The following is a 26,558-nucleotide window of genomic DNA, read 5'->3' as shown; positions in this document are numbered from 1 at the left end:
CCTCGCCTCCTTAGGAACCGATCCGGCTTAGCAACGCCCGCAAGCTCTGATCGGATTGCCGAAGCACGCGCTTTCGGTCGATCGTCCTAACGACTTTCTCGGACATGACCATCTCTCCGTCGATCAACACCGTATCGACGTCTCCTCGCGTCGCCGCATAGACGACTCGCGAGAACATGTCGGCATCGTAAGACGGGTACACGTGAAAATCTTCCAAATCAAGTAGCTGCAAATCCGCCTTTTTGCCGACCTCGACGCTTCCGATCAAATGCGACATCCCGAGTACTTCCGCTCCGCCCATCGTCGCCATTCGAAGCACCGTTCTGGCATCCATTACCGTCGGTCCATGCTTCACCTTCTGAATGAAAGCCGTCAGCCGCATCTCCTGGAACATATCCAAGTTATTGTTGCAAGGTGCTCCGTCTGCGCCGATGCCGACCTTGATACCCGCTTGCAGCAACTCCGGCACTTGGGCAACCCCGGAAGCTAGCTTCAGGTTCGACCCCGGACAGTGCGTCACTTTGACGCCTCGGTCTCGAATGATCCGCTTCTCTTCGTCGCTTAGCCATATGCTATGAGCAAGAATGAGATTCGGACGGGCAAGACCGATATGATCCAAATAGACGACGTTGCGCATCCCGCGTTCGGCTTCGACCATCGCGATCTCGCCTTGATTTTCCGAAGCATGGGTATGCACCATCACGCCGTAATGTTCGGCTAGATCGCGAACGCCGACCAATAAATCCTCGGTACAGGAGACGACGAACCGCGGACAGAACGCGTATTGGATGCGGCCGTTAGCCGCCCCGTGCCATCGTTCCAGCAAATCGACGCTCTGCTGCAGCGAATCGGACGTCTTCTCTTGCAAAGCAAGCGGAACCTCCGTGCCGTGATCCATCATTACTTTGCCGGACAACGCGCGCATGCCGCTTTCTTCGATCGCCCTGAACGCCGCATCCGTATGATGGACCGTCTCCATATCGAGGATGGTCGTCGTGCCGCTACGAATGAGCTCTCCCAATCCCAGCAACGCCGAATAATAGACCGACTCTTCGTCGTGCGCCGCTTCCAGCGGCCAGATTCGCTCGCGTAGCCAATCGATAAGCGCCAGATCGTCGGCTCGGCCCCGAAACAACGTTTGGCAAAGGTGTATGTGCGTCTGCACGAACCCCGGCAGCAATACTTTTCCGCCCGCATCGATCACAAAGTCCGCGGGAACATCGATCTGACCGCCGACTCGCGCGATCACGTCATCTTGTATGAGCACGTCTCCGGAGACGACGTCATTGCTTGCATTCATCGTCATAATGACTGCGTTCCGAATTAACTTGGTCGCCATCCGCATCGTCCCTTCGGCCACAGCCTCTTTTTTCGCTTACAGCGACCTTTCAGACTTACTTAACTTCGGCTGAGCAGCCGGCGGAATAAGAACGCCATCTTGAGCCTTAGCAAATCGTCGATTCGCTTGAAATCGACGTCGAGCAGCTCGCCCAGCTTCTCGATCCGGTAAGTCGCCGTATTGCGGTGAATGAACATCCGCTTGGCCGTCTCGTTAAGCTGGCCGTCGTTGTCCAAATACGTCTCGAGCGTGCGCATCATTTCCTGTACGTACTCGGGATCTTTGCCAAGCAAGCCGCCCAACCATCGGTCGCAATATTTCCGCATCCGTTCCTTCGGCACCGATTCGAAAACAAAAGCCAAATCGAGCGTCTCGAATTTTAAATACGACTCGTTCATCCCCCAATCGAGCGCGAGGCGATGCGTCTCCTTGCACTCTTCGAACGCTTCGGCCAGCTGCTCCGGCTTCGACTTGCTGCCGCTGATCGCGACGCGCGGCATCGCGGTGTTCTGTCCTTTGACTGACAGACACGCGTCGAGCGCCGTCAGCAATCGTTCTCCGCCGTCTTCAACTTCTGCCGGGTAGAGCGACAATACGCCCTCGTCCAGCACCAGATGTACGCCTTTAAGCTCTTGAATCAAGCGGTGGCCGAGAAATTGACGTTTCAGGCAGTCCAGCTTCTCTTGCCTAGCCGCGCCTTGCGTCTCCGACGGAAAATCGGTCAACGCGAGCCGATAAGGCTGTTTCAAAAGATCGATCTCCCAGCGCGACGCGTAATCGTTGACCGCATCGATCGGAAGCCCTTGCTTCAAATTCCGCAAAAGCAATCTGCCGAAATCTTTTTGCAGCGACAGCTCGAAATAATCTTCGTAATTAAAGTTCAGATGATAAGCAATAAGTTCCGCCGCTTGGACGTACAAACTTTCTTCGACCGAAGTCAAATACAGCTGAGGCGTAAAAAACAACGTGTAGCCCGTGCACTGCTCCTGCTTCATTAGAGGCACGCTGTATGCTTGCCAAGACCTCTTTTTTACCCATTTGGCGTACGGCGACCAAGGCTCGCGCAGCAACAATTCGTCGTCCGGCACCTGGGAGGCGTTATAGACGATTTGTCCGCGGGACCCGATAATCGCGATCGGATCCCCGATAATGGACGAGATGGCTTCGAACAATTGCCCGATCGCATCCGATTGAAGCGCCAGCCGCATGAGCCGGATTTGCTTATCCAGCACCTCCTGCAGCATGCCGGTGTTTTTCTTCATTTCCGCATGGAACAAGCCGTTCATTTGATCGGAGAACGTGAACTGGTAAGGAAGCTCGATGAGCGGAAACCCTAGCTCGTTAGCCCGGTCGACGAGCTCCTCCGGGATAGCGCTCCAAAATCTTCCAAGCTTAATGCCAAGGCCAGCAGAGCCGCTTGCGTGCAGCTTATCGAGCAAAGCGGCCGCTTCCCGCGGTTGGTCTTTGATCAAGTAGGCGGTCGTGAACAGCATTTCGCCTTCTTTGATCCAGTCGCTAATATCGGGCGCATCCATGACGTTGACGGATTTGACGATGCGGTTCACGCCGTTGTTGCCGGCGATTAGCTTTCCTTCCGATAGCGGATAGACGGACAACGCTTGTTCAACGGTAAGATACATCGGCCCCACCCCCTCTACGCAAGCTCCACGTTCTTTTAGATCAAGATATGTGACTTCTATGTAATTATATATAACATTTTAGATGTAAATTTGTTTTAATGCAATATATTACGTTAGGTATTCTAACAAAAATTCAATCGATTCCCCATCGCCGCAACGAAAATCCTAACTCCTACTATCCTAAAAATATGAATCCTTCACGAAAAATAGGTGCGAAAGTTAGCGTAGTTTATCGGTGAAAACGACAAAAACCAGCCCTATTCAGGCTGGCTTCGTCAATCGCTACTTCTTATGCTTACGTATTCTCTTCCGCCGACTCGTTCTGGACGAGTCCGGCGAACAGCGCGTGCACGAACTGGTCGGCATCGAACTCCTGCAAATCGTCCATCTTCTCGCCGAGCCCGACGAACTTAACCGGCAGCTCCAGCTCATTGCGAATCGCGATAACGATGCCGCCTTTCGCCGTGCCGTCCAGCTTCGTGAGCACAAGGCCCGTCACGCCGCTCTTCTCGCCGAAAAGCTTAGCTTGAGATAGCGCGTTCTGTCCCGTCGTCGCGTCCAGCACAAGCAACGTCTCGTGCGGAGCGCCGGGAATTTCGCGCTGGATGACCCGATGGATTTTGGACAGCTCCTCCATCAGGTTCACCTTGTTCTGCAGCCGTCCGGCCGTATCGCAGATGAGGACGTCCACATTGCGTTGCTTAGCCGCCTGCACCGCGTCGAACATGACCGCTGCCGGATCGGAGCCCGAGTGCTGCTTGATGACATCGACGCCTACGCGTTGCCCCCATACCTCCAGCTGTTCGATCGCCCCTGCGCGGAACGTATCGCCTGCCGCTAGCAGTACGTTTTTGCCTTGCTGCTTGTAACGCCACGCGAGCTTGCCGATCGTCGTCGTCTTGCCGACGCCGTTCACGCCGACGAACAAAATGACCGTAATGCCGTTAGGATTGCTGCGCAATCCCGCGTCTTCGCCGGAGCCTCGCAGCATCTCGACCAGCTTCTCCGACAGTATCGGCTGAAGCTCGGATGCTTCTTCGATTTTGCGTTTCTTCACTTCGGCACGCAGCTCGTCGATGAGGGCCATGACCGTATTGACGCCGACGTCCGCGCCGATCAAAATTTCTTCCAATTCCTCGAAGAACGCCTCGTCGATTTTTTTGCGGCGCAGGAACAGCTCTCCTACTTTGCCGAACGCGTCGCGGGTTTTCGCAAGCCCGCCGATGAACTTGCTAGTGACCGCTTCCGTCTTGGAAGAGATCGCTTCCTTCAGTTTCTTGAAAAAACTCATCGGTACTTTCCTCCAACCTATCGCTCGTTCATTGTTAAGCCGTCGCGGTCATCTCTTCCGAATCTTCGAGCCTTACGGATACCAGCTTCGATACGCCGCCTTCTTCCATCGTCACGCCGTACAGGACATCGGCTTCTTCCATCGTGCCTTTGCGGTGGGTAACGACGATGAACTGCGTCGAATCCGAAAACTCGCGCATGTACTGCGCGTAACGCGTAACGTTCGCTTCGTCGAGCGCGGCTTCGACTTCGTCGAGCACGCAGAACGGCACCGGCTTCACGTTCAAAATCGCGAACAGCAGCGCGATCGCCGTCAGGGCTCGTTCGCCGCCGGAGAGCAATTGCAAGTTTTGCAGCTTCTTGCCCGGCGGCTGCGCGACGATATCGATACCGGTATCGAGCGGCTTATCCGGCTCGCTCAAGATAAGATCCGCGCGTCCGCCGCCGAACATCCGGGAAAAGACGACGACGAAATGCTTGCGGATTTCCTCGAACGTCGTGCGGAACCGCTTGGACATTTCCTCGTCCATTTCGCGGATAATGCCGTGCAGCTTCGTCTTCGCTTCGATCAAGTCGTTCTCTTGCTCGGACAGGAATTGGTAGCGCTCGAATACGCGTTTAAACTCCTCGATCGCGCCCAAGTTAACGTCGCCTAGCGCGGTAATTTTACGTTTCATGTCGCGAACTTCGTTCTGGGTAGCGACGATATCTTCCGGAACCGGATATCTCGCCTTCGCCAGCTCGAAACCGAGCTCGTATTCCTCGGTCAGCTTGCGGAGCAAGTTGTCGAGCTCGACGTCCATCCGGTTAACGGCGATTTCGGCTTGACGCAAGCCTTCCTCTACCGTACGCAGCTTCGACCGTTGATCTCTCGTCTCGCCTTCCTTGCGCTCGAGATCGCGATGCTTCTCGGCGCGATCCGCGCGCTTGAACTCGATCGTCTCGGTCAACTGCTTTTTCTGGATGCGCAATTCGTTCAGTCGTTCCTTCTGCTGGACAAGCTGTTCATCGTTTCGCGTAGCTTCTTCCGCATTCTGGGTTAGCGTCTCATGCAGTTGCTTCAGCTCGGCCGTTAACCTCGCCAGCTCCGCGCGCACCCGCACCGCTTGCTCCTCGGTCGCTCCGCGATCTTGCTCAAGACGCGCGATCGCGATCTTAAGATCCGTAAGTGACGACTGCAGCTCTTCCTTCGCGCTTGCGCTGCGACGGCGAAGCTCCTCGGCCTCGCGAATGCGGGCTTGAATTTGCTCTTCCTCGAGCACGAGCGCGGCGAGTCTGGCATCCGCCTCTTCGCGCGTCGCGGACAAATTGCCCGCTTCCGCGTCGAACGCCGCCTTCTCCATCGCAAGTGCGGCTTGCTGCTCTTCGAGCTGCTTCTCTTCCTGTCGCAGCTGCTGACGCTCCGCCGCGACTTGTTGTTCGTTAAGCCGCTCTTTCTCTCCTTGGTCACGCAACAGTTCGATATTGCGCGACACTTGAGCGACCGCCTTCTTTAGATCGTCGACTTCCGTTCGCGCCAACGTTTGAGCCGATTCGGCTTCCGCGATTTCGCGCGCCAAGTCGTCTAGCTGCCGCTGGCGGCCGAGCAAGCTCGAAGACTTCTTCTGCATCGCGCCGCCCGTCATCGAACCGCCCGCGTTGACGATGTCGCCATCCCGCGTCACGACGCGATAACGATATTGCAAGCGAGACGCGATTCGGTTAGCTTGTTCTAGCGTCTCGGAAATAAGTACGTTGCCTAACATGCTGCTGACGATAGCCGCATACTTCGGCTCGGAGCCGACCAACTCGGATGCGACTCCGATAAACCCTTCAGCCTGCTCGAGCTGACGTCTGTCGCTATCCGGCAACGTGCGCGGACGGATGACGTCGAGCGGCAAGAAAGTCGCGCGCCCGGATTGCCGTTGCTTCAAGTAAGCGATCGCCGCCCGGGAGCATTTCTCGTCTTCCATGACGATATGTTGAAGCGCCCCGCCTAATGCGGTCTCGACTGCCGTCTCCAGGTGAGCCGGCACGCTCACGAGTTCCGCGACGGCGCCATGCACGCCGTGCAAATTGCTGCGCTTGGATGCTTTCAAAACTTCGCGAACGCCATGCTGGAAACCGTCGTAGTCGTCTTGCAGTTCTTTGATCGTATCGCGGCGGGAAACGAGCGCGTCGCGCTTCTGGTCGAAGCGGCGTACGGCCAATTGCGCCTCCTCGATTTTCCGCTGAAGCTCGGCGGAACGCGCGCCTTCGGAGACGTACTTGTTGCGTACATCCTCAAGCGCCGCGGATACCGCAGCGAACCGCTCGTCGAGCGACGCGCGCTTCTCGCTTAGCCCTTGATGCTGCTGCGCTAGCCGCGCTTCCTCTTCGGCGATCCGGGATACTCTACGCTCGAGCACTTCTCGTTGGCCTTCCCCGTAACGAATATCGTTGCGGGCTTGCGCCATCGCGTTAAGCGTATCGAACAGCTCCGCCTTCAGCCGTTCCTCGGCTTCCGTGCTGCCGTCCGCCAGCGCTAGCTTCTCTTCCTCGGAAGCAAGCTTCGACTTCAACTGCGCGAGCTCAACGTCCAAGCTTTCGCGCTTGCCCTTGAAGCCGTCCGCTTCGGCCGCCGCTTCCGATTGACGCTCCGTAGCGGTAGCGATAGACTGCGCCAAGCCTTCGCGGTTGCGCTCCAAATTCGCGCGCCGCTCGTTAAGAAGCTCGCCGTAGCCTTCGGACTTCTCGGTTTCTTCGCTGCAATGGAGAAGTTCGTCCTGCAGCTTCTCGAGGATTTCCTCCAAACGTTGCAGCGCCTGGCGCTCTTCCTCTAGCAACGCGTCGTGCTTGCTGACGAACGTAGACAACGACGTCTGCTCGTCCTTAAGCGACGCCAGACGTTCGTTCGTCTGCGTCCAAGACGTATGTACACCTTCGATCTGATGGACGTACACCGCGATTTCTTTACTTTTCAGGTCGTCCTTCAGCTGTTTGTACGTTTCGGCTTTCGCCGATTGTTCTTTCAGCGGTTCGATTTGAGCGTCGAGCTCGCTGACCAGATCGTGAATCCGTAGCAAATTGTTCTCGGTATCCTCGAGCTTCTTCTGCGCTTCCTTCTTGCGGCTTTTGTACTTGACGATGCCCGAAGCTTCCTCGAAGATACCGCGGCGGTCTTCCGAACGCGTACTCAAAATCTCCTCGATCCGCCCTTGTCCGATGATCGAATAAGCTTCCCGACCGATCCCCGTATCCATGAACAATTCGGTAATATCTTTCAGCCGGCACGGCTGTTTGTTAATTAAATATTCGCTATCCCCGTTGCGATGTACCCGGCGAGTGACCGTCACTTCGCTGAAATCGAGTGGAAGCGCTTTATCCGCATTGTCCAACGTCAAAGAAACTTCGCCGAAGTTAACCGCCTTACGGGAGTCGCTACCAGCGAAAATAATATCTTGCATATTGCCTCCGCGGAGCGACTTGGCGCTCTGTTCGCCGAGTACCCAACGAATGCCGTCGGAAATATTGCTCTTGCCGCTTCCGTTCGGTCCGACGACGGCGGTAATTCCGCGAACGAATTCCAGCTCGGTTCGGTCCGCGAACGACTTAAACCCGGTCAGCTCGATTCTTTTCAAAAACATAAGGATAATTACTCCTCTCGAGTCGGTCGGTCTTGAAACAAACTTCGATATTTAATCCTCTTGCTTCAGCAAGAGGCGCAGCGCTTGAGACGCGGCCTGTTGCTCCGCTTCCTTCTTCGAACGCCCTGCCCCTTTGCCGAGACGCTGCTTGCCGATGACGACGACGGCTACGAATTCGCGGTCGTGCGCGGGTCCCCGCTCTTCCATGATCCGGTAATCGAGCGGCCCCATCGCCAGCTGCTGTACTTTCTCTTGAAGCTCCGTCTTGAAGTCCTTGCGCTGAGACTCGCCGTCTTCGGGAAGCTGCGAGAATAGATGGCGTTCCAAAAATTTGCGTACGACGACTAATCCCTGGTCTAAGTAGAGCGCGCCTACGAACGCTTCGAAAGCGTCCGCCAGCAAAGACGGCCGAGTACGGCCGCCCGTTTGCTCCTCCCCTTTGCCGAGCATCACGACTTGCCCGAAATCGAGCGCCTCGGCAAAACGGACAAGCGACGGTTCGCAGACGATGCTGGCTCTCAGCTTCGTAAGCTCCCCTTCCGGACGATCCGGATACAGTCGATACAAATATTCCGATACGGTCAGTTGCAGCACCGCATCGCCGAGAAACTCCAGCCTTTCGTTATCCGGAAGACGGGCGCCTTTCTGTTCGTTCACGTAGGAAGTGTGCGTGAATGCCTGCTTCAGTAGCGAGACGTTGCGAAACGAGATCTTAGTTCGTTCCTGAAGTTGATCAAAACTATCACTCATGTTGTCACCCCGATCCAATAGCGAGAGTTTGGCCCGAATAGGCTTCAGTCATCCATCGGTTACTCGTATAAAAAGACCGACGCAGGCGGCATAAGCCGCCTGCGTCGACGTTCACGCGCTAATTTAAGTTCCTTTTTTGCATAAGGGTGTTTCATTATTCCATCGAACGCGCTCATTTAGGTTTCTTTTAAGCTTCGTATTTGCGCAAAATGATCGTAGCATTATGCCCGCCGAATCCGAACGAGTTGGATAACGCTACTTTCACGTCCGCCGTGCGTGGTTTGTTCGGAACAAAATCCAGATCCAATTCCGGATCCTGATTGTCGAGGTTTGCGGTCGGAGGAATTACGCCATGCTTCAGCGTAAGACCTACGATGACGGCTTCCACGCCGCCGGCTGCGCCGAGCAAATGCCCGGTCATCGACTTCGTGGAGCTGACGGCAAGCTTGTAAGCATGCTCGCCGAACACTTTCTTGATCGCCGTCGTCTCGGATTTGTCCCCGACCGGCGTCGACGTTCCGTGCGCGTTAATATAATCGACTTCCGAGGGCTCGATGCCCGCGTCCTTGATCGCTTTGTTCATGCTGCGAGCCGCGCCTTCCGGATCCGGCTCGACCATGTCGTAAGCATCGCCGCTCATGCCGTAACCGATAATTTCCGCATAAATGCGTGCTCCGCGCGCTTTGGCATGCTCTAGCGATTCAAGAATCATAACGCCGGAGCCTTCGCCCATAACGAATCCGTCGCGGTCGACGTCGAACGGTCTGCTCGCCTTTTCGGGCTCGTCGTTGCGCGTGCTCATCGCTCTCATCGAGCAGAAGCCCGCCATGCCGATCGGACGGATCGTCGCTTCCGCGCCGCCGCAGATCATAACGTCGGCGTCGCCGCGTTGAATCATCTTGAACGAATCGCCGATCGAATGCGTTCCGGTCGCGCAAGCCGATACGGCAGCCGTATTCGGACCTTTCGCTCCGGTAATCATCGAAACTTGGCCGCTGGCCATGTTTGCGATCATCATAGGGATGAAGAACGGGCTAACGCGACGAGGACCTTTGTTCAACAGGATCGTATGCTGGTCTTCCCAAGTGCCGAGACCACCGATACCCGAGCCGACGACAACGCCGACCTTCTCGGGATCCGCGTTCTCGCCAATGACGAGACCCGCGTCTTGGACGGCCATTTTGCTCGCCGCCACGCCGAATTGGACGAATCGGTCCATCTTTCGCAAATCTTTTTTGTCGATATAGACGGAAGGATCGAAATCCTTGATTTCGGCAGCGATCTTCGTCGTATATTCGGATGTATCGAACGCTTCGATCTGGCTAATGCCGGATTTGCCGGCCAGCAAGTTATTCCATAACGTAGGTAAATCGGATCCGAGAGACGTAACGACTCCCATACCGGTAACCACCACGCGGTGTTTCAAACAGATTCACCTCTTCAGGGTATTTCAGTCGTCTGCTCCACATCGGAATAGACTCATGAATGTGGAGAAGTCCCGTTAGGATAACGGGACCCGGTTTCGATCATTACGTATGAGATTGTATGTATTTTACGACTTCTCCCACCGTTGTGATCTTCTCTGCATCCTCGTCTGAAATCTCCAAGTCGAATTCGTCTTCGAGTTCCATTACGAGTTCTACCACATCGAGAGAGTCAGCGCCTAAGTCGTCTTTGAAGGATGCTTCGGCGGTTACTTCCGCCTCTTCAACTCCCAGGCGTTCGATAACGATGCGTTTTACGCGCTCTTGTACATCGGACATCCGGTTCACCTCCCTTAACGTATTATACGTGAATCATGGACAAAAATCCAGCATGCTATCGCGCAAATCAATGTCCTAGGCACGCTATCGCGCATCACGTTCCATACGCGCCCTACGGGTACCGTGCAAAGTTCGGATCTTACATGTACATTCCGCCGTCTACGTGGATCGTTTGACCGGTCATATACGATGCGGCTTCCGACGCCAGATAGACGACGGCGGCCGCGATATCTTCCGGGCGGCCCATCCGGCCGAGCGGAATTTCGGTCAAAATCTTAGTACGGGCTTCTTCCGGAAGTTTATCCGTCATATCCGACACGATGAATCCCGGCGCGACCGCGTTAACGGTAATGCCGCGCGTAGCCAATTCCTTGGCCGCGGATTTCGTGAGGCCGATGACGCCCGCTTTCGCGGCGACGTAGTTCGCTTGTCCGGCATTGCCGAGCACGCCTACGACGGACGAAATATTAATGATGCGGCCGGAACGCTGCTTCATCATCGGACGCGTTACGGCTTTGATTCCGTTAAACACGCCTTTGAGGTTCGTCTCGATAACTTCGTCGAAATCTTCTTCTTTCATACGCATGATTAGGTTGTCACGGGTAATGCCGGCATTATTCACGAGAATGTCCACTTTGCCGAACGCTTCGAGCGTCTTGGCCAGCATCTCGTCGAATTCCGCGGATTTCCCGACGTTCGCCTTGATCATGATCGCCTTGCGGCCGAGCGCCTCGATCGCCTGGACGGTTTCCGCCGCCGCAGCTTCGCTGCCCGAGTAGTTGACCGCCACGTCGGCGCCGGCTTCCGCCAGTCCGATCGCGATCGCGCGGCCGATTCCGCGGGAAGCGCCGGTGACGAGCGCGCTTTTGCCATTCAAGTCCCACATAGCCATCGTTCCACTCCCCCTCTCATCCATTGTTGCCTATTGCGTCTTATTGCGCAACTGCACCCGCCGCGGCAGCCGAAGTGTTCACCGCGACGACCTGAACGGATTTGTCGACCTTCTTGATCAAGCCTGCCAATACGGTGCCGGAACCGATCTCGTAGAACGTGTCGACGCCTTCAGAGATCAACCATTTAACCGTATCTTCCCATTGCACGGGCGACACCACTTGATCCACAAGCAGCTTGCGCAGCTCTTCGCCGGAAGTAACAGGCTTAGCGTGGACGTTCGCGACGACCGGTACGGATGCTTCGCCGAAGTTTACTTTGGCAAGCTCCGACGATAGCGCGTCGGCTGCCGGTTGCATAAGGCTGGAGTGGAAAGGTCCGCTCACTTCAAGCGGAATGACTCTCTTCGCTCCGGCTTCTTTGCCGCGCGCGACCACTTCGGCTACGCCTTCGGCCGAACCGGAGACGACGATCTGCCCCGGACAGTTGACGTTAGCGAGCTCGACGAGCCCCGCCGTGGACGTAATGTCCGCACATAGCGCAGCGAGCGGTTCGCGATCCGCGCCGAGAACGGCCGCCATAGCGCCTTTACCGCTCGGAACGGCTTGCTCCATAAATTGACCGCGAGCGCGCACGAGACGGATCGCGTCTTCGAAAGCAAGTACGCCAGCCGCGACTAGCGCGCTGTATTCGCCGAGGGAGTGACCCGCGACGTAATCCGGACGCACGCCTTGCGATTTGAACGCTTCCAGAAGCGCCACGCTTGTCGCGAGCAACGCGGGCTGCGTGTTCGCCGTCTGACGAAGCTGCTCTTCCGGACCTTCGAAGCTCAGCTTGCTGATCGAGAACCCGAGTGCCTCGTCGGCACGATCGTAAATATCGCGCGCGGCCTCGCTGCTCTCGTAAGCATCGCGCCCCATGCCTACCGCTTGCGCGCCTTGGCCGGGAAATACGAATGCGATTTTACCCAACTTTATTCCCTCCTACCAGATCAACACGGACGCGCCCCAAGTCAAACCGCCGCCGAAACCGACGAACACGAGGCAGTCGCCTTCTTTGACGCGTCCTTCTTCGACCGCTTCGGCCAACGCGACCGGGATCGACGCCGCGGACATATTGCCGTATTTATCGATATTGACCATGCATTTGTCTCTCGTCAAATCCAAGCGATCGAGCGCGGATTGAATGATGCGGATATTCGCTTGGTGCGGGATGAGCAGATCGATGTTTTCCTTCGTGAGACCGGCTTTGGCAAGCGCCTCTTCCGCCGCGTTGCCCATAATGCGGACGGCGAACTTGAACACCTCGCGGCCGTTCATCTCGATGAAATGGCGGCGCTCCGCCACCGATTGCTCCGAGGAAGGCTGGCGAGAACCGCCGCCGCAGATGCGAAGCAATTCTCCGCCGGAGCCGTCGGCCCCAAGCTCGAACGATTTGAACCCGCGACCTTCCGGCACTTCGCCGAGCACGACCGCGCCGGCGCCGTCACCGAACAGAATGCACGTATTGCGGTCGGTATAATCCGTAATCCGCGACAACGATTCCGCCCCGACGACGAGCACGTGCTTGTACATGCCCATCTTGATGAATCCGGTCGCGCTCGCGATAGCATAAATGAATCCGGAGCATGCAGCGGACAAATCGTACGCTGCCGCCCTCTTCGCGCCGAGCTTCTCTTGAAGCAAGCAAGCCGTCGAAGGGAAGAACATATCAGGCGTTATCGTCGCCACGATAATGAGATCGATCTGGTCGGCCGTAACGCCCGCAGCCTTCATCGCGCGTACCGACGCCTCGTAAGCCAAGTCGGACGTAGCTTGTCCTTCCGCGACGATCCTTCTCTCCTTGATGCCGGTCATCGTGACGATCCATTCGTCGTTCGTTTCTACTATTTGTTCCAGTTGCGCATTCGTTAACCGGTTATCGGGCGTGTACTTGCCCGTTCCGAGAATGCCCACGGACTTGTCTTTCATGGGATTCGCTCACTTTCCGCTGAATTCTTCGGTCAATGCCGCGATCAGACCGTTGCCGATTGCCGTGCGCGTATGCCGGATCGCCGTCTTCATCGCTTTGGCGTCGGAAGAACCGTGCCCTTTCACGACAAGACCGTTAACGCCGAGCAAAGGCGCCCCGTTGTATTCGTTGTAGTCCATCCGGTCTCTTACGCGGCGGAAGCTCGGCTTCAAGATCGCGGCGGCTATTTTCGACTTGAACGACGACATGAGCTCCTCGCGCAACAGCGAGAAAATCGACGACGCCGCGCCTTCGAACGCCTTAAGCATGATGTTGCCGGAAAAGCCGTCGCACACGATAACGTCGCACTTATGTCTAAGCACGTCCCGCGCTTCGATATTCCCTACGAAATGGATGGGCGCTTGCTCCAGTAAGTCGTAAGCCGCCTTCGTCAATTCGTTCCCTTTGGCCTGCTCGGTGCCTACGTTCAGCAGACCGACGCTCGGCTTGCGGATGCCGTGCACTTTTTCTCTATAAATGGTTCCCATCAGGGCGTATTGTAACAGGTGCTCGGGTTTGGCGTCCATATTCGCGCCCATGTCGAGCGCAAGCACGCCTACGTTGTCCAAGGAAGGAAACATCGGCGCTAAGCCGGGGCGATCGATGCCATTGAGCCGTCCGAGTAGCAATAAGCCGACGGCCATTAACGCGCCGGTATTGCCCGCGGAGATCATGGCGTCCGCTCTACCTTCCTTCACCATTCGACCGGCGACGACCATCGAGGAATTCGACTTGCGTCTTACCGCCCTCACCGGCTCGTCGTCGTTTTCGATGACTTCTTCGGCAGGCTCGATCGTCACGTTCGACGGCACTTTCGAGCCGAGCAGAGGCGTCAGAATCTCAGGCTTGCCTACTAAAATAAGCTGCGTGTCCGGCCATTCGGCTGCCGCCGCCAGCGCGCTTTCGACTTGCGCATGGGGCGCGTGATCTCCGCCCATTGCATCTATCGCAATCCGCATTGAAGGTCACTCCTCTTATGTTTTCGATTCCCCCGCGGACCGGTAAATGACGAAATTGCCTTGGAAAACCATCTCTTCGCCAACGTATGTAAATACTTCTACCTTCGCCTTTTGCCCGCCGCTCGATCTAACGTACGCCTTCGCGATACACTTCTCGCCAAGCCGAACCGAACGGACGAACCGGATATCCGCGGACGCCGTCAGCGCGATCTCGTCGTTGATGACCGCGACGGCAAGCGAATTCGCTTGCGCGAACACGTGATGTCCACGGGCGATGCCGCTGCGGGAAAAAACGTGCTCTTCGTTCATTTCGAACAGCGAAATGCCGCTCTTGTCGAGCTGCAGATCGACGATATCTCCAATGACTTCGTGCAACGGCAACGAACGTACCGAATCGTGCGAACGCTCCGCCATTAGCTTTAGTCTTTCCCGAAGCTCGGGTATGGCAAGCTCCAAACGGTCTAATCGAATCGTTTGAATGCTGACTTTCAGTAACCGCGTCAGCTCCCGGTCGGTGAGGAAAGGGTTTTCGTCCAGCAGCCGGCTAAGCTCCTGATGACGCTGTCTTTTGGGAAGCCGTTCCACGTTCAACACCGCTTTCTTTGTAGATAGCCTTTAATACCTGGTGCCAAAAAGAGTATAAAGAAAAACGCGCCCGGATGCAACGAGGAGAACGTCCGTCTCGTCCAATGTTGGCCGATAACGTCTCTCCGCCGCCGCACCTGACGCGCTTAAGCATTATTGCTTGATAACTTCGCGAGCCTTGTACGTACCGCAAACTTTGCAAACGCGGTGCGCCAATTTCAGTTCGCCGCAGTTTTCACATTTCACCATGCCTGGAACTACCAATTTGAAATGCGTGCGACGCTTGTTTTTGCGGGATTTCGATGTCTTTCCAAAAGGTACTGCCATTGTTCCCACCTCCTTATCAGAGTCCTAAGCCTACAGACTACTCTTGCTGGGGTTTAAACCAATCTTGTAGCGCCGCAAGACGAGGGTCGATCGCCACCGTATTGCAGCCGCACGATTGTTCATTTCGATTCGCACCGCATTCCGGGCACAGTCCTTTGCAATCTTCTTTGCATAGGGGCGCGTAAGGCAGTTGAACGACCAATTCCTCCACCAGAAATGGCGTTAGATCGATGCGTTCGCCGGGTACCGGAATGGCTTCGTCATCTTCATCGAACTCTGCTTCGGAATCTTCCTTCATGCGCAGTTGCACTTCAAACGGAAGGCTAATGTGCTCTTCGGTCGACTCCAGACAGCGCGAGCATTGCGTGCGTACGTTGCAGGAAAGCTGTCCGGACACGATAATGAGATTATCGACCGGCTGAGCGGTGAGCGTGAATTCGATCGGACTAAGCGGAACGTATTCCGCATTGCCGCGAAAAACTTCTGCCGCGTCGAGCGTTCCTTTCAAATGAACCGGCAGTTGCCGAGCTACGACTTCTTGTACGTTAAGCAACAATGATATCACTCCAAACAAACAAAAATTATTATATCGAGTTTCAAGGGCATTTGTCAACAATTTCAGCGTAGCTAAACTTTGTACGACAGGCTTGACAAGCCTTCCGGCGGGTGTTGTTTCTCTTATCTGCCCGACCGTGTTATATTGTGGCAGACAAGCATTACCATTATGGCCTCAAAGGAGCCCGCGATGTCAACCGTAGGCGTAGTCGTAGAATATAATCCGCTTCACAACGGTCATCTCTATCATTTACAGCAATCGCGGAAAATAACGGGAGCGGACGAAGTAGTCGCCGTCATGAGCGGAAACTTCCTGCAGCGCGGAGAGCCCGCGCTCGCGAATAAATGGGCCCGCGCCGAGATGGCGCTGCGCGCCGGGTGCGACCTCGTGCTGGAGCTGCCGGTCGCTTATAGCGCCCAGCCTGCGCAGTGGTTCGCTTACGGCGCGATCGCCACGCTGGAGGCGACCGGCGTCGTCGATTCGCTCTGTTTCGGCAGCGAGAGCGGAGACGTAGCGGCATTGGACGCGATGGCCGCGCTGTTAGCCGAGGAACCGCTGCCGTTCGCGGATGAGCTAGCGGTCTATTTGAAGAAGGGCATGCCTTATCCTTCGGCATTCACGCAGTCCGCTCAAGCTTATTTGAGAGGCGCGGGATTAGAGCATCTCGCGTTCTCGCTGGAACAACCTAATCATACGCTTGGTTTGCATTATTTAATCGCTTTGCGGAAGCTAAAGAGCCGAATCGTCCCCCATAGTCTCCGACGCGAGAAGTCCGAGTACAATCAAGCCGACATTACCGACGTTCGCATTGCAAGCGCGACCGCCCTACGGAAATTGCTGCTAGGCGAAGCAGGATCGCTCGAGGAGATCGCCCCATACGTGCCGGAGTCGACGATCGATTTGCTGCGTCGGGAGTTCGAGGCCGGCAGAGCGCCGATCCAATGGGAAAACTTCGCGCGTCCGCTAGTTCACCAATTGTTCAGCCTGGATTCCGCCGTATTGGGCTCGTACGCGGAAGTCTCGGAAGGGTTGGAGCATCGCATGCGCGACGCCCTCTCCGAGGTTGACGCGTTTACGGTCGAAGCGCTGCTGGATGCGCTCAAGACCAAACGTTACACGCGCACGAAGCTACAGCGGACGTTGCTAAGGGTGTTGCTTGGCCATAGCAAGGAACTACTGGCTCCGGAACGGTTGGCCCAAGGCGTGAGCTATATCCGCGTGCTCGGTTTCACCGAACGCGGACAGCGGCTGCTCGGGCGCATGCGCAAAGCCGCCGCGCTCCCGGTCGTCGACTCCGCCGCGCGCGGAGACTGGCCGTACTTGGCGCTCGACGCGCGGGCGACGGCGGTCTATTCGTTGGCATACAGAGACGCGACCCCTTCGGATGCGCTTCGGGACTTCACGCAGCCGCCGATTCGCATCTGATAAGGGTTCCAGCGATTATCGGACAAGATGGTCTATCCTCTCCCCTCGGGACGTACATTGTAATGTACTTCCGCCCGAGGGGAGTTTTGCGTCCATGGACAAGCCTACGCACCGAAGGCGCTTCGCCGCCATATCCGTACTGATGGGCGCGGCGGCGTTTCTCGTCGTCGCCGGCATCGTATATTCGCCCGGGGATGCATTCCGGGCTTCTTTAAGCGGTTTGCAAATTTGGTGGCAGAACGTATTCCCCGGTCTGCTGCCGCCCCTTATGCTAGCCGATCTGCTAGCCGCTTCCGGGTTACTTCACGGGCTGGCGACGCTTGCGGAGCCGCTCACGCGCGGCTTGTTCCGCCTGCCCGGCACGTCCGGCTGGGCGATCGCGTTCGGCTGGTCCGCGGGCATTCCCGCGGGCGCCAAGGAAGCGGCGCGGCTGAAGGAGCGCGGAATGCTGCAGGACGGAGACGTCGACACCGTCCTGCTCGTCTCCCATCTGCCTAACCCGTTCCTCGTTATTCTCGTTATCGGATGCGGATTTTTGCATTCCGCGGCGTTAGGATGGTCGATCGCGCTCGGCCTATGGCTGTCCGCGATCCTCTCCGGCATGCTGTGGGCGAGAATCGCCAAGCCCCGCTCGCCGAAGCTGCCTTCGTCGCCGGTGCGCGAGCCTCGCGCGCTGCTCCGGCGGGCTTTTCGTGCGGCGGCCGACGCGCGCCACGATGACGGTCGGCCGTTCGGCAAGCAGCTGGCCGACTCGGTCTCGCATACAATCGCCACTCTGATGGCGATCGGCGGGCTTATGATGATGAGCGCGGTCGTGATCCGGCTCATCACGTACTGGATTCCGGGCAGCGACCTGTGGATCGCGTTGCCGGGCCTGTACGAGATGCACCTCGGCGCTTACGAGAGCAGCCGGTCCGAGCTGTTCGAGGCGGCGCCGGTATACGCCGCCGCGCTGTTGTCCGCCGCGCTCGCCTGGAGCGGCTGGAGCGGCTTGCTGCAGGCGCGGGCAGCGTTCGGCGCCGCGTCGAAGTTTCCGTGGGCGAGAGTAATCGCCGGACGGCTGCTTCACGGCGCTACGGCTCTCCTCATCACGTATCCGATCGCGTTAGCCGCTACGTCCAAACCCGTCGCCGACTTCATGTATACGCTTTGGCCGAATCGGTGGCCGGCGCTTGACGCTTGGGCTTCCTCGGCGCCTTGGCCGAACGGTTGGCAACGCATTCCAGACACGCTCGCCGTTGCGTTCGTCAGCTTCGGGATATTCATCCTCCTTGCCCTCACCGCCGCGCTTATACGGCCTAAGAGGCCTCGCGAGCGGGACGAATAGGTGCGTTTGTCATAGTTTTCGTAGTATCTGTTCCCCAACTCTAGATGGTATGCCCCAACAATCTGCTATGCAGATTAGCGCACAAGTTGTAATCATTGTGCAACGTCTATTGAACCCACATGACTTGCATACGGACATGAACGCCCCTATATCACAATAGTTAGGCGTTTTTTGACGAGATTGGGACACCATGGATGCTATTTGCATTTAACACCGGTGATTGCGCGCTTATCTCATTCATTAAAGGCTCCAATGACCGCTCGAGCAACCTAACCGCGCCAAATACCGAGAATAGCGTCCAATTTGTCCGCACACCTATCGCATACTTTCCCAACACTCGCTAAGCGCTCCCCGGAAATACGAAAAGCCGCCCCCCAGGCCGTTAATGACCTGACGAGACGGCTTTTGATCTTTTCACGAAGTTACGGTTTCGCCGTTCCCCCGCCGAATTTCTTATGTAACGCGGCTTCGATAGCCGGCGGCACGAGATCTTGCACTGGCCCGCTGAACCTGGCGATTTCCTTGACGATGCTGGAGCTTAAATAGGAATATTTCGGGTTCGTCATCATAAATACGGTTTCTATGCCTTCGTCCAATTGCCGGTTCGTCGAAGCCATTTGCAGCTCGTACTCGAAGTCGGTCACGGAGCGGATTCCGCGTACGATCACTTGCGCTCTGCGCGATCTCATATATCGCACGAGCAAGTCGCGGAAGCTGTCTATTTCCACGTTAGGCAAATCGCGAGTCACGTCCGCTAGCAGTTCCTTTCGTTCGTCCACGCTAAACAGCGGGCTTTTCGAAGTGTTGTTAAGCACCGCGACGATGAGACGATCGAATTGCTTAGCGGCTCTGCGAATAATGTCTAGATGTCCGAAAGTGACCGGATCGAAACTCCCCGGGTATACCGCGATTCGATGCTCCGGTTCATGGTTAGCGTGTTTAGGACTCATCCGCAGCTTCCTCCTTCGTTGCCAAGTCGGCGTCTGACCGCTGCTCTCCGGCATCTATGTCATAACGATAGATCGACAATGCGATCTCGCCGTATACGACATGTCTCGTTCGTTCGAAGCCTCCGTACCGGTCTTCGTATTTCACGTCCGGATGATGCTCGACAACAGCGACCGCGCGATCGGCGATCAATCCTCTCGAAGCAGCTTCGAGCAGCAGTTCGCCGCAAGTCGTCATCGCGTACGGCGGATCGAGGAACAGCAGGTCGAACGGCTTGCCTTGGCGTTCAAGCAGCTTGAGCGCCCGCCCCGCGTCGTTACGATAGACGTCCGCCTTTGAAGCCAGTCGCGTCGACGCCAGATTGGACTTAATGACTTCGATGCTCTTCGCGTTCGCGTCGATGAATACCGCATGTTCTGCTCCGCGGCTGAGCGCTTCGATCCCGAGCCCGCCGGTACCCGCGAACAGGTCCAACACGCGATCCCCGTCGAAATACGGTCCGATGATGCTGAACATCGATTCTTTCACTTTATCCGTCGTCGGACGGGTAGAATTGCCTGGCACCGCCTTGAGTGGATGCCCTTTGGCTTGTCCGGAAATGACTCGCACATTTTCAACCCCTGATCGTTCTGCGTTGCGTTAAGCCGTTCAGCCTTCGTTTGCTGCAGTAATGTTACCATAATCCGCCGTTTTGCAAAAGATCGCGCATAAAACAAGAGAATCGCAACAACCGTTTTTTCGTATTATTTTTCCGCACGTACGTATATTTTCCTGCGCCTAGGTCACAATGATAGTACCGGCGCCGAGAGGTGTCGGGGATAACCGCGGAGAAGACTTACGTTTCCCCATAAGCTCTTCGTCCGGTTTCTCCTCTCCCATGAAGGGCCTCGTCGCGAGACGGGGCTCGACTTTTTATTTAGACTCCTTTATTTGCAAGGCTTTTCAGGTTTAATTTTTATATGTACGAAATGAAAAATCCCCAATTGGGAGCGAATTGGGGGCAAAACTTTTCATTTGAATTAGTTTTTTTGATCAACCATTACACCCATACTTTAAATTGAATGGGTTTCATTTGCGTACAATTTGTTCATTTTTCATCACTTGCCGCCGGCTCGGGTTCCAGATACTTTGTCACCGGATTTCCGGAGTCGGAAAATGACAATTCGTAACGATGCCCGGATGGAGAACGAAAGATGATGCTTTCATGCTCAACCTTTGTCTCGGGTTTCTTTTCTGCCATTATTGCTCACCTCCCGCTTCTGTAAGCTGTCCAGGCGGCTTATAACCGTGCTGGAGCTGCGCCAACATACTCGAAATAGTAAACCTGATTTTGTCGCTGGGTTCGCCCCCTAGCTGACGGTTCTCGAACCAGTCGGCAACGAGCGTATAGCAAAACAATTTTGCCAAATGATTTGTTGCATCGAACGATACCTCAGTTGCGTTCGCCAAGTAAGACTCAGCTGCGCCAATGAGGATCTCGATGGTGTCATCATCTTGTTCACCGTCGACGCGGAGCCATCTCTTGGTTTTTTCGATTTCAATAATCATGAATGAACCCCCCCTAGGGAAGGAGGCGGGACGAGCCCGCCGCCTGATTAAGAGAGCGTCAACTGGCCGTATACCGTCGATGCTGGGTCCCATTTGACGTAGTCATCACGCATGATCGTGCGCAACTCCGTCGTGTCGCGTCTCCAAGCGTCGCCACCTTCGCGCGTGCTAGCCAGTTCGAAGAAGCGGCGATTGAACAGCACCAGGAATTGCTTCAGGTTGCCGATGAACAGAGGCGCTTTGTTCGGAGAACCAGTTACACTCGGCAGATTGCGATTTGCGACAACGGCGATCGGGCGGCCCTTGAACAGCTTGCGACCTGCTTGCGTGAAGTCGTCGCTCAAAATCGGGCGACCGTTGCCGTCGACTTGATTGTCAAGCCAATCGTAGCCGTCTTGGTTAGTCAGAATGACCGCTGAGCGACTGATTGCAGGATCAAGCGTCACATTCAACGTTTTATTGATGGCAGCGATGTTTGCCAGAGCGGAAGGCGTCAGAGACTTGAGCGCAGACACGATATGCGTATTCCGTGTATGTGCCGCCTTGCGTGCGATCCAGTTCGAGATGTATCCGATCAGGTTGGCGTCGCTGTCAGCCAGCAACTCGTTCGTGATCGGCAAATAGCCGGCGCGTTTTTTCACCTTGTACGAAATCGGCGTGAACTTCGGATTGTCTGTTTCTGGGATCGTGCCGTATTCGTCCATGTCCGCGAAAGGCGTCATGTTAGCGTCGGTTTCGAGCACACGAGTGCCGGAGAGTGCCGAAACGTTCTCGAACGTTACATAGGCGCTGAGGTCGTTCCAATCTCGCATCAATCCATTGATTCCGGTTTGAATGTCTTGAGGCAAGATGATGCCGACGTCGCCGTCTGCGACCACGGGGTTCGTATTTCCGCCATTCATGATCGCGCGACGCTCATACTCGGAGATGACACTCCGTTGCTCTTGGGAGATCCCTTGACGGCGGATAGCACGCAAAACGAGCCCAGTGTACTCCTGCTCTAGCTGCTTGACATCGCGCTCTTCGACGTTACCGTCATCGTTCAGTTCTTTGCCACCGAGCCCGCGAGCTTCGCTCTCCTCGAATTCGCGTTGCAGATCGACTCTCTCCTGTAGCGCACGAACCTCGGCCATCTTGTCTTTCGCTTCTTGCGTCTTGTCCTCAGCCAACATTGTTCGAACTTCTTGCTTCATGCCGTCCAGTCTGGAAAGCAGTGCGCGCAATTCTTTGGTCAATTCGATCACCTCATGGGTTTATTTGGTCAAACAAAAAGAGCCGATCTTATAGATCAAGCTCTAGGAGCATCTTTTCTTTTTCATAATGATCCGAAGCGCGCTGCTCATCAGCTTTAAAGTCGTCGAGCGATCGGACCAAGACCTCGTTACTCGGGTAAGCCGGGAACGCAACCGGGCTAATCTCAAAAAGCTCGGCGTTCAATATTGAACGCTTGTAAATCTTCTGCTCGCCGCGCTTCTCGCTCGACCACTTGTCTTTCGTGACCCGCATCCCAAAGCTCACGCCGTCCACATCGCCACGTTGGATAAGTGACCAAGCGTCGTTACCTACCGTAGTATCCGGGATATCGAGCTCAAAGCGGAGTTCGGTTTTACCATCATCAATCCGAAGTGTGCCGGATTTGGTATTCCCGAGCACTTGGCTCGTATCATGACTCCATAGCCCGACGACGCCGCGCGTCTTCAAACTTTCGGAGAACGCGCCAGAGGCAATCTGTTCCACCCAGGTGTCGCCGTACCAATCCTCCATATCAGCGCTGTTCGTATCGTACTTAATCGATCCGGTGATGGTCCGCTTGCCTTCGTCGCCTTCACTAGCGCGAATCTCAAGCTTTACCGGAAGCGCCCGGATCTCCTTCGTCTGGGTCGTCCTTTTCTCCTTTTCCAGTTCCATCACCTCCCTTCAAAGCGTAAGCCTTGCCGGCCTCCGTGATCGGCACATAGCTGCCGTTTACTAGCAACTGATCCCCGCCATCTTTCGGCGACAGCTCTTCTTTCGCTCGCGCCTCGTTTGGCGACAAGAACCCGCCTTGTACGCCAATGCGATAAGCCTCATATCGACTCTTTAAATCACCACGAAGGATCGCATCAACGTTGAATCGGAGGTAGAAACCTTCGGTGATCTCCCAGTCGAGCAGCAGTTTAAACGTCGATTCCTGCTCATACATGGTGAGTGACGACTGGAGCGTCTCGGTATAAAACTCTTTCTGTTGCTCTGCGACGTTGGAATGCGTCGCCCGGGCCAGATCATTGATCTGATGCATCTTGATCCCGAACGCGGTTGCGATCGCGCGGATCGTCATCTGGGTGTTCTCTAGGAACTGTGCGTCGGCCATCGAGAGGCTCATTGGCGTGAACTGATACCCGACCGGCATTAGTGCAATTCGATGGCTGTTTTTCAATCCGGATGACATCTCCTCGAACTTCTCTCGGAAGTTCTTCTTCGCCGGCTCATTGAGATCCCCGACGTACTGGATAAGCCCCTTGACCTGCAAGCCCTGCTTGAAGAAATTGTTGATAAACTTTGTCGCAGCCGCGGCGTTCTCAATCGTCGCCCGAAGGTAATCGAGCGGCGGGATGCCTACCAGCCCATCGAGTGTGATGCCACCTTTGAAGTGCAAGACCTCGTCCGGCGCAAGCTTCCGCTTTTCATGCCCGAGGTCGACAACGTACCAGAGCCTTGTCCGCGGTTGGGCGATGTTACTTAGCCCTGAATCGTCGTCTACGACAACCTTGACCTTACTCGCATCGAGCGGCCAAAGACCGATCACCGCACCATTTCGCTTATCGAATTCGATCGAGACGTACGCATTACCGTACATGCAGTTCTGCGCCTCGACGCATTTCCAAAAATCGAAGGCAGACATGTACTGGTTCGGACGCAATTTCAGGAGCTGATAGACGGGATGGCGCGTCGCCTTCTGGACGCCGGACTCATCCTCCTGGTACACCTTGAGCGGCAGCTTTGCAACGGACTCCGAACGAATCCGCACGCACGCGTGAACGACGTCAATCTTAAGCGCATTCTTCCCGCGAACGTTCACATCTCCGACATCGACGCCAAGCAGTTCCATCAGACGCTTGTCGTCTACGTTGAGCTCGAGCGACTCGCGCTTCTCCGGCAGGCCGACCATTCGGCGAGCCATATCCATGATCTTCACATCTGCACCCCCTCCTTCTCGAAGTTCAACCCCACAGACGACCTAGGAACTCGCTATCCGAGAATTCGGATACGTCCGTTTCCCCGGCGAGCGTCATCGCGCGAACGGCCGCGTTAATGAGCGCAGCGATCGGATCGATCCGGTTAGTCGATTTGTCCTTGTCCAGCTGGATATTTTCGTTGTGGTCCTGCCGCGTGACCGCATTTCCGACTGCCCACGTAAGCAAACGGTCATCATCGTGAATTACCCTGCGCGAAAGCGCCAGTTCGCGGACGAATTTCGTCGGTTCGGACAGTGTTTTAACGCCTTGCCGGATCTCGACCATCACGAATCCATCCGACTCCATTTCCTGCGCGAATTGCGTCGCGTTATACGGGTCATAACAGATCTCTTTGATGTTCCAGAGATTATCCTCGGCGATCTTTTTGAGATGCGCCTGGATAAACCGATAATCGACGACTGCGCCGGGCGTAACGGTTAGCCGGCCCTCTTTTACGCACAGATCGTAGTCAAATTTGTCCGTTTTTCGCTTAGCCGCGAGTGTATCCGCCGGAATGAACGAATGTTGCCAAACATAAAAACGACCATCGCCAAGCGGGATGATCCCCGCGACGCTGGTCAAGTCAATTTTCTTTGACAAGTCGATGCCGACGTAACAATCGCGAAGCTCAAGGTCGATTTTACCGTTCTCGCCGCGCTTCCCGCGTTCCGCGAGTCCGCATTCACGCCAATCGTTCATCGGCATGTAGCCGTTTTCCTTCTGGTCGACCCACAGATTCATGTTTTTGGTCAAAAAGTTCCGCATTTTCTCCGGTACATCGAGCGCTGCTTTCAGCTCGCTCCGCAAGAATGCGAGTCCCTCATCGTAAGTCGCGACGATCGGGTTGGCTTTCGCCCAATTCTGTTCGTCCTTTATGTCATCTTCCGGGTCGAGCTCACAAATTATCACGAAATATTCGTCGTTTTCGATCATCGAATCCTCGTCCAATATATTGCTGACGTACTGATATTCCGTAAAACACGGCTTGCTCATATCAAATCCGGCCGTCGTAATGATGACGATCAGCGGATTCGCCCGTGCGACCATGCCGGAGATCAGCACATCGTAAATCTCGCTTGTCTCGTGAACGTGGAACTCGTCAACGACCGCGAGACTCGGGTTCTTGCCGTCTCCCGTCTTCAGCGCCTCTTTCGACAGCGGTTGAATGACGCTGCCGCTCTTCAGGTGCCGGATGCGGCCGTAAGAGTCGGTGTACTTGCCCTTGAGCATCTCGACCGCGCGAATCTGCGAGAGGATCTCCTCGTAAACGATGCTAGACTGCTCCCGTCCCCAACCCGCGATGTATACCTCGGACTGTTCCGGCGAGATGAATGCCTCGTAGCTTGCGATCAGTGCAAGCAATTGCGATTTCGCGTTCTTCCGCGCCAGTTGGATGTAAGCTTTGCGGAATCGGCGAAGCCCACTCGATTTCCGCTTCCAGCAGAAAATGTTGCCCACGACAAAGAGCTGGAACGGCGTAAGCTCGATCGGCTGGCCGGTGAGCACGCCTTTCGTGTGCTTGAACAGCCGCGACCAACGATAGAACCGGTAAAGCTCATCGACGTCGAAGAAGAATGGGTAACCTTCTTCCTCGCTCCGCTGGATATCGCTTAGGAACCGCTCACAGGCTCGCCGGTGTTTCCGGCACGCCCGTACCCGTCCGTCCGCGACATCCTCGGCATACTGGACCATCGACTCAATCAGTTGATCGGCTTCACGCATTACAATGCATCCCCGAACATTTGCTCATCTTTTGACTTCGGCTTATCTTCCGGCTTCTTCGGGACGACAAGTCGGCAACGAGAACTTATTGTCAATCCGAGATCGGAAGCAGCCTGGCGGCATTGTTTGAACAGCTTGTCTTGGTTGAGAAGGAGCCCACCATATGACTCGTTGGATACCTTACCCTTCTTACCAGAATTCGTTTCAGCAACCACCATAATCGACGTCGTCCGTAGAGCGTTCGTAATGCGGACATATTGCTCCCGCGATAACAAAAAACGAGCTAGCGCGTCAGTGTCCAAATTGGACATCAACTCAATGCGCAGTAGCTCGTTTGCGATTTCCACAAATTCAGTTTTAAGCTTCTTCGAGAGATAGCTCGGAGGCTTGACGTTGTCAGCCTTTGCCTTGACTTCGCTGTCCAGCCGATCCTCGATCTCCACTTTCGTGAGATGTTTATTGCCCTTCAATAAGAGCAGATTCGTAGGTTGCCGTTTGCTGGCCATCGTCAGCCCCCCTCTCCCAAAAAATCAAACCTTGGTTATTCTGATTATTGATTCTCCAGTAAAAGAAAACTGCCTCTTAGTAGGATTATCGTTCCCCGTTAGCTCAATGCTCAATATGTAACGCCGAAATCTCATTGTTTGTACTCCACACC

At 55.5% G+C, this 26,558-nt stretch carries 24 protein-coding genes and 1 pseudogene; 2 read left to right on the top strand and 23 right to left on the bottom strand.

Features of this window, described 5'->3' with window-relative positions:
* Nucleotides 1-10 precede the first annotated feature (10 nt).
* The 14 genes from ACFPQ4_RS23530 to ACFPQ4_RS23465 all read right to left on the bottom strand — a co-directional run bounded on the left by ACFPQ4_RS23530 (nt 11) and on the right by ACFPQ4_RS23465 (nt 15,715).
* Nucleotides 11-1,339: a 5'-deoxyadenosine deaminase gene (locus tag ACFPQ4_RS23530; protein WP_378114361.1), complete on the bottom strand. Its 1,329-nt coding sequence runs from the start codon at nt 1,337-1,339 to the stop codon at nt 11-13.
* A gap of 59 nt (nt 1,340-1,398) precedes the next feature.
* Nucleotides 1,399-2,979 (bottom strand): PucR family transcriptional regulator, encoded by a 1,581-nt coding sequence (locus tag ACFPQ4_RS23525; RefSeq protein WP_378114360.1) that lies wholly within the window; start codon nt 2,977-2,979, stop codon nt 1,399-1,401.
* Nucleotides 2,980-3,274: 295 nt separating this feature from the next.
* Nucleotides 3,275-4,270, bottom strand: coding sequence for a signal recognition particle-docking protein FtsY (gene ftsY / locus ACFPQ4_RS23520; RefSeq protein WP_378114359.1), 996 nt, complete (start codon nt 4,268-4,270; stop codon nt 3,275-3,277).
* A 34-nt stretch (nt 4,271-4,304) separates the two neighbouring features.
* Nucleotides 4,305-7,874, bottom strand: coding sequence for a chromosome segregation protein SMC (gene smc / locus ACFPQ4_RS23515; RefSeq protein WP_378114358.1), 3,570 nt, complete (start codon nt 7,872-7,874; stop codon nt 4,305-4,307).
* 51 nt (nt 7,875-7,925) lie between these two features.
* A complete protein-coding gene (rnc, locus tag ACFPQ4_RS23510) occupies nt 7,926-8,624 on the bottom strand; it encodes a ribonuclease III (protein ID WP_378114356.1) in 699 nt (232 codons plus the stop codon).
* A gap of 187 nt (nt 8,625-8,811) precedes the next feature.
* Nucleotides 8,812-10,050 carry a beta-ketoacyl-ACP synthase II gene (fabF, locus tag ACFPQ4_RS23505; protein ID WP_378114355.1) on the bottom strand — a complete coding sequence of 413 codons (1,239 nt, stop codon included), beginning with the start codon at nt 10,048-10,050 and terminating at the stop codon, nt 8,812-8,814.
* A 103-nt stretch (nt 10,051-10,153) separates the two neighbouring features.
* Nucleotides 10,154-10,387 (bottom strand): acyl carrier protein, encoded by a 234-nt coding sequence (acpP, locus tag ACFPQ4_RS23500; RefSeq protein WP_378114354.1) that lies wholly within the window; start codon nt 10,385-10,387, stop codon nt 10,154-10,156.
* Between the two features lie 139 nt (nt 10,388-10,526).
* Nucleotides 10,527-11,273 carry a 3-oxoacyl-[acyl-carrier-protein] reductase gene (gene fabG, locus ACFPQ4_RS23495; RefSeq protein WP_378114525.1) on the bottom strand — a complete coding sequence of 249 codons (747 nt, stop codon included), beginning with the start codon at nt 11,271-11,273 and terminating at the stop codon, nt 10,527-10,529.
* 46 nt (nt 11,274-11,319) lie between these two features.
* On the bottom strand, nt 11,320-12,249 hold the full coding sequence (fabD, locus tag ACFPQ4_RS23490) for an ACP S-malonyltransferase (protein ID WP_378114353.1): 930 nt from the start codon (nt 12,247-12,249) through the stop codon (nt 11,320-11,322).
* A 12-nt stretch (nt 12,250-12,261) separates the two neighbouring features.
* The gene (locus ACFPQ4_RS23485; protein WP_378114352.1) at nt 12,262-13,248 is read right to left on the bottom strand and encodes a beta-ketoacyl-ACP synthase III; all 987 of its coding nucleotides are present in this window, start codon (nt 13,246-13,248) and stop codon (nt 12,262-12,264) included.
* A 9-nt stretch (nt 13,249-13,257) separates the two neighbouring features.
* Nucleotides 13,258-14,247, bottom strand: a complete 990-nt coding sequence (gene plsX / locus ACFPQ4_RS23480) for a phosphate acyltransferase PlsX (protein WP_378114351.1) — start codon at nt 14,245-14,247, stop codon at nt 13,258-13,260.
* Nucleotides 14,248-14,262: 15 nt separating this feature from the next.
* Entirely contained in the window at nt 14,263-14,832 is a 570-nt protein-coding gene (gene fapR, locus ACFPQ4_RS23475; RefSeq protein ID WP_378114350.1) for a transcription factor FapR, read from the bottom strand.
* A gap of 153 nt (nt 14,833-14,985) precedes the next feature.
* Nucleotides 14,986-15,159 (bottom strand): 50S ribosomal protein L32, encoded by a 174-nt coding sequence (gene rpmF, locus ACFPQ4_RS23470; protein ID WP_378114348.1) that lies wholly within the window; start codon nt 15,157-15,159, stop codon nt 14,986-14,988.
* 37 nt (nt 15,160-15,196) lie between these two features.
* Nucleotides 15,197-15,715, bottom strand: coding sequence for a YceD family protein (locus ACFPQ4_RS23465; protein ID WP_378114347.1), 519 nt, complete (start codon nt 15,713-15,715; stop codon nt 15,197-15,199).
* Between the two features lie 189 nt (nt 15,716-15,904).
* Between ACFPQ4_RS23465 and ACFPQ4_RS23460 the strand changes: the two genes are divergently transcribed.
* Both ACFPQ4_RS23460 and ACFPQ4_RS23455 read left to right on the top strand, forming a co-directional pair.
* Nucleotides 15,905-17,140 (top strand): nucleotidyltransferase, encoded by a 1,236-nt coding sequence (locus ACFPQ4_RS23460; protein WP_378114346.1) that lies wholly within the window; start codon nt 15,905-15,907, stop codon nt 17,138-17,140.
* Nucleotides 17,141-17,234: 94 nt separating this feature from the next.
* A complete protein-coding gene (locus ACFPQ4_RS23455; protein ID WP_378114345.1) occupies nt 17,235-18,467 on the top strand; it encodes a nucleoside recognition domain-containing protein in 1,233 nt (410 codons plus the stop codon).
* A 422-nt stretch (nt 18,468-18,889) separates the two neighbouring features.
* Here the strand turns inward: ACFPQ4_RS23455 and coaD are convergent, their stop codons facing one another.
* The 9 genes and pseudogenes from coaD to ACFPQ4_RS23410 form a co-directional block, all read right to left on the bottom strand.
* Nucleotides 18,890-19,417, bottom strand: a complete 528-nt coding sequence (gene coaD / locus ACFPQ4_RS23450) for a pantetheine-phosphate adenylyltransferase (protein WP_378114343.1) — start codon at nt 19,415-19,417, stop codon at nt 18,890-18,892.
* Nucleotides 19,407-20,027: pseudogene (rsmD, locus tag ACFPQ4_RS23445) on the bottom strand (16S rRNA (guanine(966)-N(2))-methyltransferase RsmD); the annotation flags it as partial. The pseudogene rsmD and the gene coaD, both read right to left, overlap by 11 nt.
* Before the next feature lie 475 nt (nt 20,028-20,502).
* A complete protein-coding gene (locus tag ACFPQ4_RS23440) occupies nt 20,503-20,655 on the bottom strand; it encodes a hypothetical protein (protein WP_378114341.1) in 153 nt (50 codons plus the stop codon).
* Nucleotides 20,655-20,963 carry a head-tail connector protein gene (locus ACFPQ4_RS23435; RefSeq protein ID WP_378114340.1) on the bottom strand — a complete coding sequence of 103 codons (309 nt, stop codon included), beginning with the start codon at nt 20,961-20,963 and terminating at the stop codon, nt 20,655-20,657. The genes ACFPQ4_RS23440 and ACFPQ4_RS23435 overlap by 1 nt, the downstream gene beginning before the upstream one ends.
* A gap of 47 nt (nt 20,964-21,010) precedes the next feature.
* Nucleotides 21,011-22,198 (bottom strand): phage major capsid protein, encoded by a 1,188-nt coding sequence (locus tag ACFPQ4_RS23430; RefSeq protein ID WP_378114339.1) that lies wholly within the window; start codon nt 22,196-22,198, stop codon nt 21,011-21,013.
* A gap of 46 nt (nt 22,199-22,244) precedes the next feature.
* A complete protein-coding gene (locus ACFPQ4_RS23425; protein WP_378114338.1) occupies nt 22,245-22,871 on the bottom strand; it encodes an HK97 family phage prohead protease in 627 nt (208 codons plus the stop codon).
* The gene (locus tag ACFPQ4_RS23420; RefSeq protein WP_378114524.1) at nt 22,804-24,129 is read right to left on the bottom strand and encodes a phage portal protein; all 1,326 of its coding nucleotides are present in this window, start codon (nt 24,127-24,129) and stop codon (nt 22,804-22,806) included. Before ACFPQ4_RS23420 ends, ACFPQ4_RS23425 begins: the two co-directional genes overlap by 68 nt.
* 34 nt (nt 24,130-24,163) lie before the next feature.
* Complete coding sequence (locus ACFPQ4_RS23415; protein WP_378114337.1) at nt 24,164-25,900, bottom strand: terminase large subunit; 1,737 nt, start codon at nt 25,898-25,900, stop codon at nt 24,164-24,166.
* Nucleotides 25,900-26,406: a phage terminase small subunit P27 family gene (locus ACFPQ4_RS23410; protein WP_378114336.1), complete on the bottom strand. Its 507-nt coding sequence runs from the start codon at nt 26,404-26,406 to the stop codon at nt 25,900-25,902. The genes ACFPQ4_RS23415 and ACFPQ4_RS23410 overlap by 1 nt, the downstream gene beginning before the upstream one ends.
* Between the last annotated feature and the right edge of the window lie 152 nt (nt 26,407-26,558).

This window comes from Cohnella yongneupensis (genome assembly GCF_042655785.1).
GTDB lineage: Bacteria > Bacillota > Bacilli > Paenibacillales > Paenibacillaceae > Cohnella > Cohnella yongneupensis.
Note: the sequence above shows the minus strand (reverse complement) of the source record. Positions and strands in the feature narration are given on the sequence as shown.

Coding starts and splice junctions, on each gene's coding strand:
- ftsY (WP_378114359.1), bottom strand. CDS start 4,270: ATGAGTTTTTTCAAGAAACTGAAGGAAGCGATCTCTTCCAAGACGGAA.
- rpmF (WP_378114348.1), bottom strand. CDS start 15,159: ATGGCAGTACCTTTTGGAAAGACATCGAAATCCCGCAAAAACAAGCGT.
- coaD (WP_378114343.1), bottom strand. CDS start 19,417: ATGAGTCCTAAACACGCTAACCATGAACCGGAGCATCGAATCGCGGTA.
- ACFPQ4_RS23410 (WP_378114336.1), bottom strand. CDS start 26,406: ATGGCCAGCAAACGGCAACCTACGAATCTGCTCTTATTGAAGGGCAAT.
- ACFPQ4_RS23425 (WP_378114338.1), bottom strand. CDS start 22,871: ATGGAACTGGAAAAGGAGAAAAGGACGACCCAGACGAAGGAGATCCGG.
- fabG (WP_378114525.1), bottom strand. CDS start 11,273: ATGTGGGACTTGAATGGCAAAAGCGCGCTCGTCACCGGCGCTTCCCGC.
- ACFPQ4_RS23440 (WP_378114341.1), bottom strand. CDS start 20,655: ATGGCAGAAAAGAAACCCGAGACAAAGGTTGAGCATGAAAGCATCATC.
- ACFPQ4_RS23415 (WP_378114337.1), bottom strand. CDS start 25,900: ATGCGTGAAGCCGATCAACTGATTGAGTCGATGGTCCAGTATGCCGAG.
- smc (WP_378114358.1), bottom strand. CDS start 7,874: ATGTTTTTGAAAAGAATCGAGCTGACCGGGTTTAAGTCGTTCGCGGAC.
- plsX (WP_378114351.1), bottom strand. CDS start 14,247: ATGCGGATTGCGATAGATGCAATGGGCGGAGATCACGCGCCCCATGCG.
- ACFPQ4_RS23420 (WP_378114524.1), bottom strand. CDS start 24,129: ATGGATATGGCTCGCCGAATGGTCGGCCTGCCGGAGAAGCGCGAGTCG.
- ACFPQ4_RS23485 (WP_378114352.1), bottom strand. CDS start 13,248: ATGAAAGACAAGTCCGTGGGCATTCTCGGAACGGGCAAGTACACGCCC.
- ACFPQ4_RS23525 (WP_378114360.1), bottom strand. CDS start 2,979: ATGTATCTTACCGTTGAACAAGCGTTGTCCGTCTATCCGCTATCGGAA.
- ACFPQ4_RS23460 (WP_378114346.1), top strand. CDS start 15,905: ATGTCAACCGTAGGCGTAGTCGTAGAATATAATCCGCTTCACAACGGT.
- ACFPQ4_RS23530 (WP_378114361.1), bottom strand. CDS start 1,339: ATGGCGACCAAGTTAATTCGGAACGCAGTCATTATGACGATGAATGCA.
- acpP (WP_378114354.1), bottom strand. CDS start 10,387: ATGTCCGATGTACAAGAGCGCGTAAAACGCATCGTTATCGAACGCCTG.
- ACFPQ4_RS23455 (WP_378114345.1), top strand. CDS start 17,235: ATGGACAAGCCTACGCACCGAAGGCGCTTCGCCGCCATATCCGTACTG.
- ACFPQ4_RS23435 (WP_378114340.1), bottom strand. CDS start 20,963: ATGATTATTGAAATCGAAAAAACCAAGAGATGGCTCCGCGTCGACGGT.
- rnc (WP_378114356.1), bottom strand. CDS start 8,624: ATGAGTGATAGTTTTGATCAACTTCAGGAACGAACTAAGATCTCGTTT.